Source organism: Rhodococcus sp. DMU1 (assembly GCF_012272955.1).
In the GTDB taxonomy this organism is placed as follows: Bacteria; Actinomycetota; Actinomycetes; order Mycobacteriales; family Mycobacteriaceae; genus Rhodococcus; species Rhodococcus aetherivorans.
This window is the reverse complement of the sequence record NZ_CP050952.1, coordinates 640,033-656,829: the sequence shown is the minus strand read 5'-3', so window position 1 is coordinate 656,829 and position 16,797 is coordinate 640,033. Positions and strand designations below refer to the sequence as shown.

17 protein-coding genes are annotated in these 16,797 nt (G+C 68.4%); 9 read left to right on the top strand and 8 right to left on the bottom strand.

Annotated features, from left to right (window positions below; translation table 11 throughout):
• Positions 1–72: 72 nt before the first annotated feature.
• Positions 73–465, bottom strand: a complete 393-nt coding sequence (locus tag HFP48_RS03000) for a metalloregulator ArsR/SmtB family transcription factor (protein WP_029547178.1) — start codon at positions 463–465, stop codon at positions 73–75.
• Between the two features lie 160 nt (positions 466–625).
• Here HFP48_RS03000 and otsB point away from each other — a divergent pair, with 160 nt between their 5' ends.
• Together otsB and HFP48_RS02990 are read left to right on the top strand one after the other, a co-directional pair.
• The gene (gene otsB, locus HFP48_RS02995) at positions 626–1,441 is read left to right on the top strand and encodes a trehalose-phosphatase (RefSeq protein ID WP_006942003.1); all 816 of its coding nucleotides are present in this window, start codon (positions 626–628) and stop codon (positions 1,439–1,441) included.
• A gap of 37 nt (positions 1,442–1,478) precedes the next feature.
• Positions 1,479–3,911, top strand: a complete 2,433-nt coding sequence (locus HFP48_RS02990; RefSeq protein WP_006942004.1) for a glycosyl hydrolase family 65 protein — start codon at positions 1,479–1,481, stop codon at positions 3,909–3,911.
• Between the two features lie 84 nt (positions 3,912–3,995).
• Here HFP48_RS02990 and HFP48_RS02985 read toward each other — a convergent pair whose 3' ends face one another.
• Positions 3,996–4,505, bottom strand: coding sequence for an O-acetyl-ADP-ribose deacetylase (locus HFP48_RS02985; RefSeq protein ID WP_168578999.1), 510 nt, complete (start codon positions 4,503–4,505; stop codon positions 3,996–3,998).
• The gene (locus tag HFP48_RS02980) at positions 4,502–5,500 is read right to left on the bottom strand and encodes an ADP-ribosylglycohydrolase family protein (RefSeq protein ID WP_210432799.1); all 999 of its coding nucleotides are present in this window, start codon (positions 5,498–5,500) and stop codon (positions 4,502–4,504) included. Before HFP48_RS02980 ends, HFP48_RS02985 begins: the two co-directional genes overlap by 4 nt.
• 76 nt (positions 5,501–5,576) lie before the next feature.
• On the opposite strand from HFP48_RS02980, the gene HFP48_RS02975 reads away from it, so the two are divergent.
• Positions 5,577–6,257, top strand: a complete 681-nt coding sequence (locus tag HFP48_RS02975) for an NUDIX domain-containing protein (RefSeq protein ID WP_168578998.1) — start codon at positions 5,577–5,579, stop codon at positions 6,255–6,257.
• 18 nt (positions 6,258–6,275) lie between these two features.
• Here HFP48_RS02975 and HFP48_RS02970 read toward each other — a convergent pair whose 3' ends face one another.
• The 3 genes from HFP48_RS02970 to HFP48_RS02960 all read right to left on the bottom strand — a co-directional run bounded on the left by HFP48_RS02970 (position 6,276) and on the right by HFP48_RS02960 (position 8,685).
• Positions 6,276–6,683 (bottom strand): hypothetical protein, encoded by a 408-nt coding sequence (locus HFP48_RS02970; RefSeq protein ID WP_006942012.1) that lies wholly within the window; start codon positions 6,681–6,683, stop codon positions 6,276–6,278.
• Positions 6,684–6,763: 80 nt separating this feature from the next.
• Complete coding sequence (locus HFP48_RS02965) at positions 6,764–7,276, bottom strand: GNAT family N-acetyltransferase (RefSeq protein ID WP_065923106.1); 513 nt, start codon at positions 7,274–7,276, stop codon at positions 6,764–6,766.
• A 167-nt stretch (positions 7,277–7,443) separates the two neighbouring features.
• Positions 7,444–8,685, bottom strand: a complete 1,242-nt coding sequence (locus HFP48_RS02960; RefSeq protein ID WP_065923107.1) for an oxygenase MpaB family protein — start codon at positions 8,683–8,685, stop codon at positions 7,444–7,446.
• A gap of 50 nt (positions 8,686–8,735) precedes the next feature.
• Here HFP48_RS02960 and HFP48_RS02955 point away from each other — a divergent pair, with 50 nt between their 5' ends.
• The 3 genes from HFP48_RS02955 (at position 8,736) to HFP48_RS02945 (ending at position 11,292) form a co-directional block, all read left to right on the top strand.
• Positions 8,736–9,365 (top strand): TetR/AcrR family transcriptional regulator, encoded by a 630-nt coding sequence (locus HFP48_RS02955; protein WP_246872511.1) that lies wholly within the window; start codon positions 8,736–8,738, stop codon positions 9,363–9,365.
• A 602-nt stretch (positions 9,366–9,967) separates the two neighbouring features.
• Positions 9,968–10,183, top strand: a complete 216-nt coding sequence (locus HFP48_RS02950) for a hypothetical protein (protein WP_006942019.1) — start codon at positions 9,968–9,970, stop codon at positions 10,181–10,183.
• Positions 10,177–11,292: a nitroreductase/quinone reductase family protein gene (locus HFP48_RS02945; protein WP_152103850.1), complete on the top strand. Its 1,116-nt coding sequence runs from the start codon at positions 10,177–10,179 to the stop codon at positions 11,290–11,292. The genes HFP48_RS02950 and HFP48_RS02945 overlap by 7 nt, the downstream gene beginning before the upstream one ends.
• Before the next feature lie 115 nt (positions 11,293–11,407).
• Here the strand turns inward: HFP48_RS02945 and HFP48_RS02940 are convergent, their stop codons facing one another.
• Both HFP48_RS02940 and HFP48_RS02935 read right to left on the bottom strand, forming a co-directional pair.
• Positions 11,408–12,073, bottom strand: a complete 666-nt coding sequence (locus HFP48_RS02940) for a GAP family protein (RefSeq protein ID WP_006942023.1) — start codon at positions 12,071–12,073, stop codon at positions 11,408–11,410.
• A 266-nt stretch (positions 12,074–12,339) separates the two neighbouring features.
• A complete protein-coding gene (locus tag HFP48_RS02935) occupies positions 12,340–13,335 on the bottom strand; it encodes a LacI family DNA-binding transcriptional regulator (protein WP_231385999.1) in 996 nt (331 codons plus the stop codon).
• A 316-nt stretch (positions 13,336–13,651) separates the two neighbouring features.
• Here HFP48_RS02935 and HFP48_RS02930 point away from each other — a divergent pair, with 316 nt between their 5' ends.
• The 3 genes from HFP48_RS02930 (at position 13,652) to HFP48_RS02920 (ending at position 16,725) form a co-directional block, all read left to right on the top strand.
• Entirely contained in the window at positions 13,652–14,188 is a 537-nt protein-coding gene (locus tag HFP48_RS02930) for a 2,4'-dihydroxyacetophenone dioxygenase family protein (RefSeq protein WP_006942026.1), read from the top strand.
• A gap of 132 nt (positions 14,189–14,320) precedes the next feature.
• Entirely contained in the window at positions 14,321–15,325 is a 1,005-nt protein-coding gene (locus HFP48_RS02925; protein ID WP_043802259.1) for an alcohol dehydrogenase catalytic domain-containing protein, read from the top strand.
• A gap of 38 nt (positions 15,326–15,363) precedes the next feature.
• Positions 15,364–16,725, top strand: a complete 1,362-nt coding sequence (locus tag HFP48_RS02920; RefSeq protein ID WP_006942028.1) for an MFS transporter — start codon at positions 15,364–15,366, stop codon at positions 16,723–16,725.
• The last annotated feature ends 72 nt before the right edge of the window (positions 16,726–16,797 follow it).

Sequence of the window (16,797 nt, the reverse complement as noted above, 5' to 3'; positions counted from 1 at the left end):
CGCGGCCCCACTCCGCCCACCTCACGGGCTCGTCTTCACGATAGGCCGCGGGCCCGCCCCGGGGACGCGGAATCAGATGCTTCCGTTCTCCGGGGCGGCGTGGTCACGGTCCGGGTGCGTGTGCCCGGCGTGCTGGTGGGTCGCGCCGATCGAATGCAGCAACTCGTGGACCGTCTCGTCCACGAGGCGGTACCGCACCATACGACCCTCACGCTCCGCCGCCACCCAGCCCTGGTTGCGCAGCAGGCGCAGCGCGTGGGACACCGCGGTGCCGGTCATCTCCAGGGCTGCGGCAAGGTCCGTGACACAGATGCCCGGCGCGTGGTGCAGGCACAGCAACAAGCGCAGCCGGTTCACGTCGGACAACAGTTCGAAGCGGTGGGCCCACCGGTCGATGTCCGGCGTGTGCAGTGCCGCAACGGCGCGCTGCACGTCGGCGGGGTCGAACATTGCGCCGGACGTCATGGCTGAAGTCTACGAACCCGCGGGCCGTCGTAGTGCCCACACCCGTACCGCGGGTGCGGACGGGATACCCCCCTCGTCCCACGACACGGTCCTACAGTGGAAGGGTAGACCGTGGCCGTGCCGCAGGCGCGGCGTCCGCCGCGCCACAGGGGGTGCCCCGATGATGGAGGAAACTTCGGTCCGCGATCTGCCTCGCGCGCTGGGGAACGAAAGCCTGACCCGTCGGCTGGCGGAGTGCCGGCCGGCGGTGTTCCTGGACTACGACGGAGTACTCACCCCGATCGTGCCGCGACCGGAGGACGCGGTGATCTCGGACGGCATGCGCACCGTGGTCCGGGAACTCGCGTCACGCTGCCCGGTATGCGTCGTCACCGGCCGGGACCGGGCGGTGGTGCAGCAGCTGATGGGTATCGACGACCTGGTGGTGGCCGGCAGCCACGGCTTCGACATCTGGACCCCGCAACGCGGCTCCGTCTCCGACGACCGCGTCGCCCGGTTCGCGGACCTCGTCGCGGCGGTGACCGACCGGCTCCGCACCGAGATCGGGGCGATCCCCGGGGCGCTGGTGGAGCCCAAACGGGCGTCGGTCGCCGTGCACTACCGGCTCGCCGAACCCGCCGACCGGAACCGGATCGCGACGGTCGTGCAGGGGCTGCTCGCCGAGTACCGCGGCGAGCTGAAGGTCACCCCGGGGAAGATGGTGTACGAGCTCGCGCCCGCCGTCGACTGGGACAAGGGCCGAGCCGTGCTGTACCTGATCGAGGTGCTCGACCTCGACTCCGCCGGCACCGTACCGGTGTACCTGGGCGACGACATCACCGACGAGGACGCCTTCCGGGCGCTGCGCGGACGTGGGATCGGCATCCTCGTCGGCCGGGCGGACGATCCGGAGATGGCAGGCCGGACCACGGCCGCCGAGTTCGTGCTCTCCTCCGTCGACGAGGTGGAGCGCTTTCTGACCGCACTGGCGCGGTGATCGCGGACCACGCCACGGGAGTCCGGGAGGGAACGTCGTGCAGGAGCCGAAGTTCGAGCTCGACTACGACCGGTTCGACAGCGCGTCGGAGGGACTGCGGGAGGCGCTGACCTCCACCGGGAACGGCTACTTCTGCACGCGCGGCACCGCCGAGTGGGAGGACATGAGCCCCATCCACTATCCCGGCACCTATGTGCACGGGATCTACAACCGCGAGACCACGATCATGGGCGGACGCCCGGTACTCAACGAGGACCTGGTCAACGTGTCCAACTGGCTCGTCCTCAAGCTGCGCATCGAGGGCCAGGACGCGGTCCGGCTCGACAACGTCGACGTGCTGTCCTACCGGCACACCTACGACATCCGGCTCGCCACGGTGATGCGCGAGCTGCGGTTCCGGGACCGCTTCGGGCGGGAGACGACGCTGCGGAGCCGCCGCTTCGTGAGCATGGCCCACAGCCACCAGGCCGGGATCGAGTGGACGCTCGTCCCGGAGAACTGGTCGGGGCAGATCGAGGTGGTCTCCGCGCTGGACGGTCGCGTCACGAACCAGATCGTCGCCCGCTACCGGCAGCTCGAAGGGCGCCATCTGGATCCGGTGTCCCCGCGCACGTTCGGCACCGAGACGATCGCCCTGCGGGTGCAGACCCGCCAGTCCGACATCTACGTCGCCGAGGCCGCACGCACCCGGGTCTTCCGCGGGGAAGGTTACGACGACGGACCCGTGGAGGTGGACCGCTCGCTGTACCAGATGGAGGACTACATCCAGCAGGTGCTCTGCTTCGATGTCGAGGAGGGCCGGCCGACACGCGTGGAGAAGATGGTCTCGTTGTTCACCTCCCGGGACAATGCGATCACCGAGGCGCTGGCCGCGTCCGGCCGGCACGTGCTGCGGTACCCCGACTTCGCCGCCGCGTACGCCGAGCACGAGGCGGCGTGGGACGAGCTGTGGGACATCTGCGACGTCCGGCTGCCCAGCGAGCCGCGCGCCCACCTGCTGCTGCGGCTCCACGTGGCGCACGTGCTGCAGGTCTGTTCCCGGCACACGGCGCGGCACGACGTCGGGGTGCCGGCGCGGGGCCTCAACGGGGAGGCCTACCGGGGGCACGTGTTCTGGGACGAGATGTACATCTACCCCTTCCTGAACCTGCGGATGCCGGAGGTGACCCGGAGCCTGCTGCTCTACCGGTACCGACGGCTGTCGGAGGCCCAGGCCGCGGCCGAGGAGGCCGGGTACCGCGGTGCGATGTTCCCCTGGCAGAGCGGCAGCGACGGCACCGAGGAGACCCAGGCCGTACATCTCAACCCCCTTTCCGGACAGTGGGATCCAGACCTCAGCCGCAATCAGCGGCACGTCAACGCGGCGATCTTCTACAACGTGTGGCGCTTCCTGCAGGCGACCGACGACACGGAGTTCCTGGCCGACTACGGCGCCGAGCTCATGCTCGAGATCGCCCGATTCTGGGCGTCGACCGCCCACTTCAACCCCGAGCGCGAACGTTACGAGATCCACGGTGTGATGGGGCCGGACGAGTTCCACGAGCGCCATCCCGGCGCGTCCGAGGACGGACTGCGCAACAACGCCTACACCAACGTCATGGTGGCCTGGATCATGGCGACGGTGCCGTCGGTGCTCGACTCGCTCTCGGCCAGCCGCCGCAGCGCCCTGCTCGCCCAGCTCGCGGTGACCGACGAGGAGCTGCACACGTGGGACGACATGAGCCGGCGGATGTTCGTGCCCTTCCACGAGGGGGTCATCAGCCAGTTCGAGGGCTACGACGAGCTCGAGGAGCTCGATTGGGAGCACTACCGTGCCGCCTACCCCAACATCCAGCGGCTCGATCGCATCCTCCGGGCGGAGGGCGAGGATCCGAACCGGTTCAAGATGGCCAAGCAGGCCGACACGGTGATGCTGTTCTTCCTGTTCGACGACGACGAGTTGCACGCGACGTTCGAGCGGCTGGGTTATCCGTACGACCAGGAACTGGCCCGGCGCACCATCGAGTACTACGACCAACGGACCTCGCACGGGTCGACGCTCAGCCACGTCACGTTCGCCGGCGTGCTCGCCGACATCCACCCGCCCAGTTCGTGGGAGCGCTTCATGGTGGCTCTCGAGAGCGACGTCAGTGACATACAGGGCGGAACCACCAAGGAAGGCATCCACATGGGGGTCATGTCCGGCACGCTGGACCTGCTCCAGAGCAGCTTCGTCGGGGCCCGGGTCTACAAGGGCGTGCTGCTGTTCCGGCCCCGGCTGGTGGACCGGCTCGACGGCGTGTCCTTCTCGATCCGGTTCCGGGGCACGCCACTGCGGGTGCGCATCGTCGGCAACGAGTTGACGGTGCTCGCTCAGCCCGAAGGGTTCCACGGCCCCGTCCGGGTGGGTCTCGACGGCCAGGTGTGCGAACTCGGGGCCGGGGAGAGTTGTGTGTTCACCCTGCCGTCGCAGGAACCGTCGATGTCCTGAGCGCCGCAGGATCGCCGCGGCCGAATGTCACACGCATTCGATCCAATTGAACGCGTGTGACATTCGGCCGCCGGCTCCAGCGCCTTACGCCAGGGTGCGGCGCATCAGTTCGGCGACGCTCCGGTCGTACGCGACGAGCGTGACGATCTCGACCGCGGTCCGGGCGGCGGTGAGGGCGGTGACCGCCTGCCGGATCGCGTCTTCCTTCGGCCAGCCGTAGGCACCGGCGGAGATCAACGGGAACGCGACGGTCCGGGCACCGAGGGTGTCGGCGACGGCAAGGCTGCGGGTGTACGCCGACCGCAGCAGGTGCGAGCGGTCCTCGTGAGGCGAGTAGATCGGCCCGACGGTGTGGATCACCCAGCGCGCCGGGAGCTTTCCTGCGGTGGTGGCCACCGCCGCGCCCACGTCCAGACCGTTGGGCAGCGTCGTCGCGCGCAGGGCCTTGCAGGCGGCGAGGATCTCCGGACCGCCGGCGTGATGGATGGCGCCGTCGACGCCGCCGCCGCCGAGGAGGGAGGACTTGGCGGCGTTGACGATCGCGTCGACGCGCTGGGTGGTGATGTCGCCGTGGACGACGTCGATCAGGGTCACGATTGCTCCTGGAGTTCGGTGGGGTGAGCGGAGACGGCGGCGCGGCGGTCGTATCCCTTCCGCGCGGCGTCCGTGGCCAGGTGGTTCAGGTCGTGCGCGGTGCGCCCGGGCCAGCCGTGCAGGATGCGCCGCCACCGATCGGGGACCGCCGAGGCTCCCCAGCGGGCGCCGAGCAGTCCGCCCGCGATGGCGGCGGTGGTGTCGGTGTCACCGCCGGCGCGGACCGCGGCCTCGAGGGCACGCTGCAGGTGCCCGGCGTCGGAATCGTCGGTGGTGCTGATCGCCCACCACGCGGTCTGCAGGGCGTGGACGGTCCATCCGTTGTTCGCGAAGTCGCCGGGCGTGCCGTGCTCGGCCCGGTCGAGCAGCGGAGCCCAGTAACCGGCGACGTCGGCGGGACAGACCTGCAGGTAGCCGCGGACACCGTCGAAGGTGCCGTGCAGGACGGCGTGGCGGATCGCATACGTCCACAGCCGGCAGGCCTGAACCGCCTGCGGGTCGTCGTGGGTCAGCAGCGCCACCTCCCCGGCGGCGGCGACGGCAGCGTCCGCGTCGCCCGAGCCGAGATAGGACAGGGCGACCGGGGCGGTCCGCATCAGGGCGCCGTTGCCGCCCTTGCGACCGGTCAGCGCGCGGGCGCGGGCCTGCATCGCCGCGGCGCCGGCGGGGCGATGCGAGAGCACGGCGCGGGTCTGGTTGCCGATGTCCTTCGGGCCGGAGTCGAACCACCGCACGAACTGCGCGGCCACCGCGTCGAGACCTGCTGCGCCGCCGAGGTCGACGCCGGTGGCCGCGACCTCGGCGACGGCGACGGCCATCGCGGTGTCGTCGGTCCACTCCCCCGGTTCCCAGCCGAACACGCCCCCGCCGATCATGTCGATCACCGCGTCGGCGGTGGGATGAGTGAACTCGTAGCCGGCACCGAGGGCGTCCCCTGCCGCCGTCGCGAGAAGCACCCCCACCGCCCGGTCACACTGCTGCGCCGTCAACGCCATTTCCCGCTCCCTCCGCCGACCATTTCGATCAAATCTGCGCTATCAACTTAGATCAAAATCACGCTAAAGTGCAACCGTGAGCGACTGGACGGACGGGGCGGGCCGGAAGCTGGCCGAGTACCCGCACCCCTCGACCGCGGTGGACATCGCCGTGCTGACCTACTCCGACGGCGAACTGCGAGTGCTGGTGGTCGAGCACAGTCTCGGAGACCTGGCCCTGCCCGGCACCTTCCTCCGCGAACGCGAACGCGCCGCCGACGCCGCCCGACGTGCACTGCGTGACAAGACGAGACTCACCGGCATCCGGTTCCATCAGATCGGCGTGTTCGACGCTCCCGACCGGGACCCGCGCGGATGGGTGATCTCGATCGCCCACGCCGCGGCGTTGCCTCGCAAGGACCTTCCGGGCGACGCCCACCTCGTGTGCGTGCGCGACGGAAAGGCCGAGCAGCCGTTGGCCTTCGACCATGCCGAGATGGTGGCGGCGGCCGTCGCGGATCTGCGAACCCGCTACGCGCAGCGCGTGGATCCCGACGGACTGCTCGGCGACGAGTTCACCGTCCTCGAGCTGCGGCGGTTGTACGAGGTGATATTCGGCGTTCCGCTGCAGAAGGATTCGTTCCGCCGCCACGTGGTCGACGCTCTCGTCAGCACCGGGCGCATGTCGAGTCCGGGCGCCGGCCGGCCGGCGGAACTGTTCCGCCGCAAGGACGGCGCGCGGTTGCCGGCTCAGGCAGCGGTGTTGTTCACCGGCTGATATGTCCGCGGTGCGGATTCAGAGGATCGGGTAGACGAAGTGTCCCGGCCCACCGCCCGGCAGACTCGAACCCGTGACGTTCGGCAGATTGGCCGGCAGCCGGATCAGCTTGTGCGGCTGTCCGTTCTGATCGGCCTGCCAGCAGTCGGTGGTCACGCCGTGGAATCCGACGCAGACGATCCGGGTGCCGGTGCCGAACGGTGACGTGAGCCGATTCCGGTTCACCAGCGGATTCCAGTAGTCGAGGTCCGCCGGGGTGAGGAAGTCCTTGGTCTCGAACGGCACCATCGGTGTCGGATAGGACGGAATCTCGGGCCACTCGTCCTGGGCCGCTGCCGGACCGGACGCACCGAGGACGGCCGCGGCCGTCAGCAGCAGCGTGGCTCCCGCGCGCCGGGCATGGCGGCCGATACGGTTGCTCGTCATCTCGCCTCCTCGCGGAACTCGTCCGACCATGGAAGCACGTCGCCGCCGCCCGCGCCGGGCGCCACGCGGAGACGGACCGGTCAGCCGAGCCGCTTGTGGTAGACGACGACGTCGCACGGGACCGCGAGCAGCGGGACCAGTTCGGGGTACATGACCTCGGGCCCGTCCGTCCGCACCGGCTCGTACCCCATTCGCGGATACCACTGCGACAGGAACACCTTCGACGGGTGCTCGAAGTCTCTCGGCTGGATGACCTCGAGCTGCATGATCTCGCTCCCGAGCCGTGCCGCGTGGGCCTCGGCGAACCGCACGAGGGCACGGCCGATGCCGGCGCCCCGCACCTCCGGATCGGCAGCGAGCATCCCGAACTCGGCGACGCGGGCGTCGAGCTGCACCACCTTCACGCAGCCCACGATCCGGTCACCGAGCGAGGCGACGAAGAGCCGGCCGGCACCGGCCAATTCGGCGATCTCGCTCGCCGAGGTCCGGGTGGCTCCCTCCGGCCACATGCCTTCCTCGGCGACCGCATAGACGGCATTGACGAGGTCGGCGACCACCTTCGCCGTGTCGTCACTGCCGTCGGACGGGCGCACAAGGGGCCCGATGCTCAGCTCTCCGGAGTCCGTCAACGTCTTTCACCCGCTCCACTCGACGACCGCCGCCCGCAGCTGCTGGAGACCGGCGGTCCGGCTTGCCGGGACAAGCCTAGCGACCGGGACGACGCGACCGATCCGGCCCCCGGTGGGCGGCCGGGAAAAGCTCAGCCGGGCAGCGCGCCGACGGCGGGCCTCGACGCCCCGAACTTCGAGGCGAGTTCGCGCCGTGCGGCCCGGTCGCCGAGCCGCTCGAGGAACCGCCTCCCGGTGCGCGTGCGTGCGACCACTGTGGAGATGACGACGTTCTTGACCACCACCGGCGGAACCGCCCATGCCGGGGTGACGGGCAGACCCAGCTCCCGCAGGCTCTGCGTGCCGAGGAAGTACCGGAGCATGCTCAGCAGGCGCTGCCGCTCGTACCGGCCGCGCACGTCGCCGAACCGGCCGTAGTCGAGGGTGCGCTGGCCCTCCACGAGGGCCCCGGACAGCGCGGCCCCCGCGGGCGTGACGTCGTCCTGCACCAACAGCACGTGGTAGTTGAACACGTGCTGCTCGCGTTCGGTGTCGAACAGCCAGTCCTCGTCGATGCCCATGAGCCATCCGACGTATTTCCACAGGTGCATCACCGCCCGGGACTCCTCACGGGTGACGAAGTAGCCGAGCGCCCGCATGCCGAGCAGCAGTGTGCCGTTGAACAGCCCCAGGGTTGCCGCCTGGTCGGTCTGGTTGATCGGCAGCCCCCAGCGTTCGATGTCCCATCGACCGTTGGTCTCGAACTGGTGGTTGATCAGCGCGTGCATGGCGCGCACGTGCACGGTGAGCTTGAATCCCTCACCGTCCCGGCGCATCCCACCGGGCTCGCCGACAGCCGTACCCCACTTCTGGGTTTCGCCGAGGCGTCGCATCGCGGTCGAACCGGTCAGGCCCCCGGTCTCGACCAGCAGATCCGGCGGCCCACCGAACCGGTAACCGCCGATGAGCGACAGCTGGAGCAGCACGTCGATGCGGCTGCGGCCCATCCGGCGGAAGGCCCGGGCACCCTTCTCCACCAGGCCGAAGTCCACCCATTCGGGGACGTGATCGACCACGGCGAAGAACCGTCGCAGTGCGTCCGGCGCGTCCGGCACCGCGTCGATGCCGTGCTCGAGCGCCCGCTGGAACTGCGCCATGGTCACCCGCTCGGCGTCCGTCCGGGGGCGGCGCATCGCGCGCACCAGGTCCGCGCCCACCTCGTCGCGGGCGACCATCCGGCGGCCGATCCGGTCGAGCAGTTCCTCGTCGACGGCACCGATCCGCGCGTAGGCACGCAGGGGCCGCCCGATGCGCTCGTTTCTGGGTCGGATGCCGACGTATCGGTGCGGGTAACGCACCGCCTGCGCGTCCTGTCGAATCTCCTGTGCCACCATGGGCCGATGCTTACACGAGCAATTACTCGCGTTCAATTCGCATCCGGACGGTGCCGGTGAGACCGGCGGAGCAGGGCCGGATGCGCCGCGTACCGCAGCAGCGCCGCTCGCTGGAGATGGTCGAACGCATCGTCGCCGCCGGCCGGGAGGTCCTGCTCACCGACGGATACGAGGGCGCCTCCACCAATCGGATCGCCGCCGCGGCGGGCATCAGCCCCGGATCGCTGTACCAGTACTTCCCCGGCAAGGATGCCATCGTGGCCGAAGTCGTCGACCGCTGGACCGAGGAGGTGCAAGCTCGCATTTCGCACGTGTTCACCGGTGCGCTCGACGCCCCCACCTGGACCGAATCGGTGCGAACCAACATGCGGGTGCTGCTCGAGGCACTCGGCGAGAACCCCCGCCTGCTGCGCGTGCTCATCGAACAACTCCCCCGCACGCCGGACAGCCGGCTGGTCGCGTTCGAACACCGCATCGACGCGCTGCTGGCCATGTGGCTGCGCTTCAATCCCGGCCGGCGCCCGATCGAGCATCCCGAGGCCATCGCGTGGATGCTCGTCCGCACCGTCGAGAACGTCGCGGTCGGCTACGTGCTCGATCAGCCGCCCATCGAGCCGGACGTCATCGCGGACCAGCTGACGGCCATGATCACCGCCTATCTCAAGGAAATGCTGGACTGACACTCGACACCTCGCCCGCTTGTCGTCGACCGATCAGGCAGCTGAATGAAACCGGACCGAGTTCGATGCGGTTCGATGTCCCTCGGGGTCAACACAGGAATCGTGCCCGGACCGGCGAAGTCGAGGTCGGATACGTGCAGGACACCGGTAGTCCCGTCGCGACGACGCCGGAATGTTCCGATCGGCGCCACGGCCACCAAGCCGAGGAGCTGCACGTGTCGGTGAGCACACTCGAGCGGTGGGTCGCCGGCTATCAGTCGGCAGGTGTTGCCGGCTCGGCCGATAGCCGCATCCACAGTCGGTATGCCGTTAATGTGGATCCACCGCGGGACGCGGCGTGCGTGCGGGTGCTGGACCGGCATGTCGCCGCGTCCACGCCGGCGCGCCGGTCACGGCTGCCACCTCGGGGCGTGCGACTCCGATGGTCGAGGACCGCAAGCTGCGCCTCGCCGGCGAACAGTACCGATTCGGAGGATATGAACCCGCGACCACACCGCTGCGCCCCAGTAGTTCGCTGAGTTCTTCTGCGAACTACTGGAGTTGCCGGCCGTATCATTCGAGGTAGTTTCCCAAGCATCCGAGAAGGTCGACAGGAGAGCACCATGGCGACCATCACCGGGGAGATCCTCATCCACCGGCCGGTTGAGGAAGTGTTCGACGTCGTCATAGACAAGCGCAACGAACCTGCCTACACCCCGCGGATGCTACGTGCGAACAAGCTCATCGATGGGCTGATCGGTGTCGGCACCCGCTTCCGCTGCACAGTGACGTCCCCGTCGCAGCCGCCGGTACCCGGGATGCCGAAGGCATCGTGGTGACCGGTGAGCAATCGGCCCCGCGGCCGCACCCCGCGCCCGCCCCGACGACCGCGTCAGCGATGCTGATCGATGAGTTCCTACCGCACTACGACTACTCCATCGCACACGCCGACATCGTCCGCGCCCACCCCCGATCGTGCTACCGCGCCGCGCGTCAGCTCGACCTGTTCCAGGCCCCGCTGATCCGGACGCTCATCGGTCTGCGCGCCCTCCCCCAACGCCTCATCGCGCACCGGACCGGCCCGGGAGTAGCTGCCGCCGCTGCACCGACCTTCCGGCTCACGGACATGACCGACCATGGCTGGGTTCTGCTCGCAGAAGCACCGAATCTCGAGATGGTCCTCGGCCAGATCGGTCGCCCGTGGGCGGCTGCCGACGCCTCGTCCGGTCCGAACGTCAGCCCGGATGGCTTCGCCACCTTCGAAGAGCCGGGCTTTGCCAAGATCGTGCTCAACCTCAGAGTCGCCCCATACGGCGCCGAGTCGTCGATTCTCACAGTAGAAACGCGCGTCGCCGTGACCGATGCGGAGAGCAGACGGCGGTTCGGCCGCTATTGGACCGTCGTCGGTCCCTTCAGCGGCCTGATCCGCCGGAGCGCCTTACGACTGCTCGCCACCGAGCTGCGCAACTCCGATTCGAACGACCACACGAACAGTGCTGCCCGGCGCGTCGAACGGCTCGAGACACGCATCGAACACGTCGTCGACACCCGTTCGGTCGGGATCGGGGCATGGCTCATCCGACGGACCCGGGGCCGGATCGTGCGTCCGTGGCACCGCCGAGCGCTCATCCTCACCACCCGTGGGCGACGCTCCGGCCTGCCGCGCACGGTACTACTGCAGTACTTCCCGGACGGCCCAGACCTGATAGTCGTCGCAGCGAACAGCGGGCTGCCAACCCATCCGGGCTGGTATTTCAACCTCAAAGCCGACCCCCAGGCGCAGGTCGAGGTCGACGGCGAGACGAAACAGGTTCGCGCCGAAGAGCTGACACCCCAGCAGGCAGCCGCGTTCTGGCCGCGGATACTGCAGACCGCCCCCGACTATGCCAGGTATCTTCGCCGCACCGATCGCGTACTTCCGCTCCTGCGTCTCATCCAAACCGTCTAGCGCAAACCCGTAACTCGCCACCGTGGAGACCACCACCGCAGTGCAGAATTGCCGACGTCGTTGCATCGATCCGGCGGCAACAAGCCTGCCGACGACGGAGCTTCAGGGCAGGCGTCTACAGCCCGGCGATCCCGTTGCCGATCAGAAGCACGCCCAGAATCAGCAGGACCGCCGCCATGATCGCCGCGTGGTGCCGGGTCATCCACTCATCGGCCACGGCGAGCGCGCGATCAGCGCGGTCGGTGAACACGCCCCGAACCACGGCCGGGGCGGCCACGCCCAGGCTCGCCACGACCGTGAAGACAACCAGCGCCACGACCTGCTCGAGCACCCGCGCAGTCGCGTCCGCGATGACCGCTGCGCCCGCCGCGACCAGGGCGAGGTTCTTCGGATTCGCCGCCGCAAACAGAAACCCCAGACGCAGAGCCCGTCGAGCGGTCATGGTCTGTGCGGCCGCCATCCACCCTGGCACGGTGGACTCCTCTCCGGCCTGCGGCCGCGCCCGCCACTTCCGGACAGCCATCAGGACCAGCACGATCCCGAGCGCGAGTTTCACAGCACCGGCCCACCAGGTGGGCTCGTCGGCCAGCATGATCACATCCGCCACCGCGAGCACCACGGCGCCCACGACGAGCAGGCCCGCAACCCAGCCACCGACGAAGGCGTACGACACGCTCACCGGCCGCTTGGTGACCAGGAGCACCGACAGCATCACCATCGGCATCGCGGCCAGCAGCAGGCCGACCGCAATCGGTAGGGACTGCCCGATTGCGCCTGTCACGAGTCACTCCTCGGAGTACCGATCATCGACGAAGGGTAGTCGCCTCAGCTATCCGGTGGGGACGGCACAGGCACGCGATCTTCTCCGGTCCCTGAGGAAAGGGGGTCGTGCGCAGGTGCAGCCACCAGGCCCGTACCGGGACGGCTGCCCTTCCAACGACGTATCGAGCACGCCTCGCCCTCGTTCGGCCATGCCTGCGCATCGGTTCGCCCATTCGGCGGTGCGCAGCGCTCAACCGGATCGCTACGACGCTCCGGTTGAGCGAACTATCCGCGGCGGGCGGTCGTATCCCGTACCTGAATGCTGTAGGGCAGTAGTTCGTTGCGTGGGGGACTCTCGTCGCCGGTGATCCGTTGGATGAGCATGCGGGCGGCTCGTTGCCCCATCAGGTCCCGCGGCACCGTCACGGTGCTCAGCTGCAACGGGCCTGCGCTCGAGAAACTCATGTCGTCGAAACCGGTCAAGGCCACATCCTCGGGCACGCGCTTGCCGATTTCTCGGCAGACGTCGAGAACGCCGAGGGCGATCAGGTCGTTGCCGCAGACGATCGCATCGGTTTCGGGGTGTTCGGCGAACAGCGCCCGTGCGCGCAGCGCCCCGGAGGCGCGGGTGAGTTCGCCCCACAGGTCTGGTTCGTTGATCGCCTGCAGGCCTGCTTTGGTGAGGGCGTCGCGGTATCCCGCCATGCGGTTGACGGACACACTGGACGTGTCGGGACCGCCGAGGATCGCGACTTTGCGTCGGCCGGTTGCGACGGCGTGGGAAGCCATTTCGAACGAGGCGGAATAGTCGTCGATGCCGACCCAGTCGGAGGGCTCGTCCTCGACCTTGCGATAGAGCTGCACCACGGGGATGTTCTCGTGCCGGAGCTTGTCGAGGAGCGGCTTGTCGTCGGCGACGAGCGAGGTGAAGATCAGGCCGCTGCAGTTTCGATCGACCTGGGCCAGTGCGACATCGGCCTGGCGGGAGCCATCCACGCCGACATGGGAGACGAACACCTCGTAGCCTTCTTCGGCGGCGGCAGCGACCACACCGCCGGCGACCTCGGTGTAGAAGGGGTTGGCGATGTCGGCGAGGAGCAGTCCGATGGCTTTCGTGGTACCGGCGCGAAGCTCCCGGGCGATTCTGCTGGGCCGAAATCCCATTTCTTCGGCGATGGCGAGGATCCGTTGACGTCGCTCCTCGCTCACCCCCGGCGCCCCACTGAGCGCGTAGGAGACTGCTGCCGAGGACACCCCTGCCCGACGAGCGACATCGCTCATCGTCACTCGGCGAGGACGCCCTCCGCGGGGACGGCCCCCGCTCTGGGGGTGGGAGACATCAGCCATACCGAAAGCTTAGTCGGTTAAGCACTCGGCACAGGCCGGGACTTCCTGCCACGGCGTGCGCCCAGGTCCGACTGATTCGGTTAATCAGATTGACTTACCGGTATGGCGGACTCGAGTCGCCCCATACGAACGCGACGCCGCCCGCATATGACCAGGTGGACGCGTAATACCTCCCCGACATCTTTGGGGCTTGTGCGCTGAAACACAGGGCTGTACCGTAACTTATGCGATTAAGCGAAAGGAGAGCATCATGAGTTCCACCGTTGAGATGAGGGACGAGGCCGCGGTCGCGTACACGGGGCCCAAGCCGTATGGCATGAGTGACGACCTGATCGTTCCGGGTGCCCTGGACCTCGACTGCGACGAACGGCTGTGGGTCCCCCAGTCCCAGGACGTCGAGTTCCGCCCGCTGGTGCTGTCGGCGAGCCAGGGCTACTTCGTGAACATCCTGCGAGTACGCCGCTCGGGAATCCTGTCCCGCCATCGGCACGCCGGCGCGGTGCACGCGTTCACCCTGCGCGGCCGTTGGCACTACCTCGAATACGACTGGTGGGCCGAAGAGGGCACCTACGCCTTCGAGCCGCCCGGCGACATCCACACCCTCGAGGTCCCCGAAGACGTGACCGAGATGGCCACCCTGTTCCACGTGAGCGGCGCCTACATCTACGTCGACGTCGACGGCAACACCGTCGGCATCGAGGACGTCTTCAGCAAGATCGACAAGGCCCGCGCCCACTACGAGACGGTCGGTCTCGGCGCCGACTACGTCGACCGCTTCATCCGCTGACGCCGCTCCGGCGGACACCGCCCGGCCTGGTGCAACCACACCGAGTGCTCTACGCACGCGGGGGCGGTGTCCGCCGGCATCTCACCCTCTTTCAGCCCTGAGCCCGCCCGCGGGCGAAAGTACAGGTTCCCCATGCGAGCTCTCACCAAGAAAAGTGCCATCCCCTGCGACGTCCGCGTGCAGAATTTGCCCAAGCCCGAACCGGGCCCGGGACAGGTGCGGGTTCGCACCGAGGCCTGCGGCCTGTGCGGCAGCGACGTGCACGCCTGGCGTCACGACACCGGCTATGAATGGATCCGCCCCCCGGTAGTGCTCGGACACGAGGCGGTCGGATGCGTCGAAGCTCTCGGTGATGGTGTCGACCCGAACTGGCTCGGCAAGCGAGTGGTGCCCGTGGCGATCGACGGCTGTGGGGTATGCACGCTGTGCGAGCGCGGCTTCCGCCAGATCTGTCCCCAACGCACTGTCCTCGGGCTGTCCTTCGACGGCGCCGCCGCCGAATCGTTCGTCGTCTCCGAGGTCCGCCTGGTCGAGGTGGACCGCGACCTGCCGGCGTCGACACTGGCCCTGACCGAACCACTCTCGGTCGCCTGCCGCGCTGTAGCGCACATCGAGAACGCCGGCGAGGGCCCCACCCAGGTGGTGGTCTCCGGACCCGGACCGATCGGCACGATGGCTGCTCTCGTCCTCGCCCAGCGAGGCCACGATGTCGTACTTTCAGGAGTCGACAACGACGAGAACGGGCGATTGCCGCTCGCCCGTTCCCTCGGTCTGCGCACCGTGATCGCCGGACGGGACGAGCTGCCGTTCACCCCTACCGCCTGGGTCGACGCCTCCGGTTCGACCGCGGCACTCGACGCCGCCATCGCTGCCGTCCTCCCCGGCAGCCCCATCTCCGTCGTCGGCCTGTTCGCCCGCACCGGACCGGTCGACTTCAACGCCGTCACCCGCAAGGAGATTCGCCTGCAAGGCAGCTACGGATCGACCAAGGTCGACTACCGGGCCGCTGCCACCGCCATGGCCGTCGACCCGACACCGTGGCCGCAGCTGGTGACCGAGATTCCCCTCACTGACGCGGCTTCGGCACTCGAACGTGCCGCGGCCGGCCACGACATGAAGGTCGTGCTCGTCCCATGACCACACCGGACCCCACCCCTGTCCCGAAAGGCCACGCCATGTCCAGTTCCGATGTCGCTGTCGAACCAGCTACTCACGCGGCCGGGCGCACGTCGATCGTCAAGGTCGCCTTCGCCAGCATGATCGGCACAGCCGTCGAATGGTACGACTTCTTCCTCTACGGCTCTGCCGCCGCGCTCGTCTTCGGGCCCCTGTTCTTCCCCGACAGCGAACCTGCCACGGCCACCCTGCTCGCGTTCGCGACCTTCGCGGTGGGATTCTTCGCCCGCCCGCTCGGCGGCATCGTCTTCGGTCACTACGGCGACAAACTCGGCCGCAAGAAGATGCTGGTCGTCAGCCTGCTCATGATGGGCGCCGCGACCTTCGCCATCGGATTGCTGCCGACCTTCGCGAGCATCGGCATCGCCGCGCCGATGCTGCTCATCGGCTGCCGGCTACTGCAGGGCTTCGCCGTCGGAGGCGAATGGGGCGGAGCAGTGCTCATGGCCGCCGAACACGGCGACAACGATCGTCGCGGATTCTGGACCTCGTGGACCCAGGCCGGCGTTCCTCTCGGAAACCTCCTCTCCGCGGTGGTGCTCTGGGTGCTGGCGTTGGTCCAGAGCGACGAAACCTTCGATTCCTGGGGATGGCGAGTTCCCTTCCTGCTCAGTGCAGTACTGGTCCTGATCGGTCTCTGGATCCGTCTGAGCATCGAGGAATCCCCCGTCTTCGCCGAAAACAAGAGGGCCCTCGAAAACCACAAGAGCGAACACGCCCCCATCATCGAAGTCCTGCGCAAGTACCCGCGCGAGGTGCTCATCGCCATGGGACTGAGACTGGTGGAGAACACCTCGTACTACATCTTCACCGTCGTGGTGATGACCTACATGGTCACCTACCTGGATATGCCCAAGAGTGCCGCGATCGCCGGTGTGCTCATCGCCTCCGTCGCCCAGTTCTTCCTCACGCCGCTCATCGGCGCCCTGTCCGACCGAGTCGGCCGTCGACCCCTCTACTTCACCGGCGCACTCGGCGCCGGCATATGGGGATTCGTGTTCTTCCCCCTCATCGACACCGGCAACCAGACCATCATCGCGGCGGCCATCTTCATCGGCCTGATCTTCACCACACTGATGTACGCGCCACAGGCGGCGATGTTCTCCGAGTTGTTCGGCACCAGCGTCCGATACAGCGGCGCCTCCCTCGGCTACCAACTCGCCTCGGTGTTCGCCGGCGGTCTGGCCCCCGTCATCGCAGTCTCACTGCTGGGAACCGTCGAGGAGAAGAACACGATCGCGGTCAGCATCTACCTCGCCATCCTGGCCGTGATCACCATCATCGCCGTGATCGCCGCGAAGGAAACCGCCCGCACCTCCCTCGTCCACGACCGGGTCCTCGACGAGGCCACCCGGAACTGACAACGCCGCCGGGCCGGTGTGCGGCGCTCACCCGCACACCGGCCCGGCCAAAAGGTCTCGTCTCCCGATCCG

What these genes read in the sequence shown, in the direction of transcription:
- HFP48_RS03000 (WP_029547178.1), bottom strand. Translation starts at nt 465, where the DNA reads ATGACGTCCGGCGCAATGTTCGACCCCGCCGACGTGCAGCGCGCCGTT.
- otsB (WP_006942003.1), top strand. Translation starts at nt 626, where the DNA reads ATGATGGAGGAAACTTCGGTCCGCGATCTGCCTCGCGCGCTGGGGAAC.
- HFP48_RS02980 (WP_210432799.1), bottom strand. Translation starts at nt 5,500, where the DNA reads ATGGCGTTGACGGCGCAGCAGTGTGACCGGGCGGTGGGGGTGCTTCTC.
- HFP48_RS02970 (WP_006942012.1), bottom strand. Translation starts at nt 6,683, where the DNA reads ATGACGAGCAACCGTATCGGCCGCCATGCCCGGCGCGCGGGAGCCACG.
- HFP48_RS02960 (WP_065923107.1), bottom strand. Translation starts at nt 8,685, where the DNA reads ATGGTGGCACAGGAGATTCGACAGGACGCGCAGGCGGTGCGTTACCCG.
- HFP48_RS02950 (WP_006942019.1), top strand. Translation starts at nt 9,968, where the DNA reads ATGGCGACCATCACCGGGGAGATCCTCATCCACCGGCCGGTTGAGGAA.
- HFP48_RS02935 (WP_231385999.1), bottom strand. Translation starts at nt 13,335, where the DNA reads ATGAGCGATGTCGCTCGTCGGGCAGGGGTGTCCTCGGCAGCAGTCTCC.
- HFP48_RS02930 (WP_006942026.1), top strand. Translation starts at nt 13,652, where the DNA reads ATGAGTTCCACCGTTGAGATGAGGGACGAGGCCGCGGTCGCGTACACG.
- HFP48_RS02925 (WP_043802259.1), top strand. Translation starts at nt 14,321, where the DNA reads ATGCGAGCTCTCACCAAGAAAAGTGCCATCCCCTGCGACGTCCGCGTG.
- HFP48_RS02920 (WP_006942028.1), top strand. Translation starts at nt 15,364, where the DNA reads ATGTCCAGTTCCGATGTCGCTGTCGAACCAGCTACTCACGCGGCCGGG.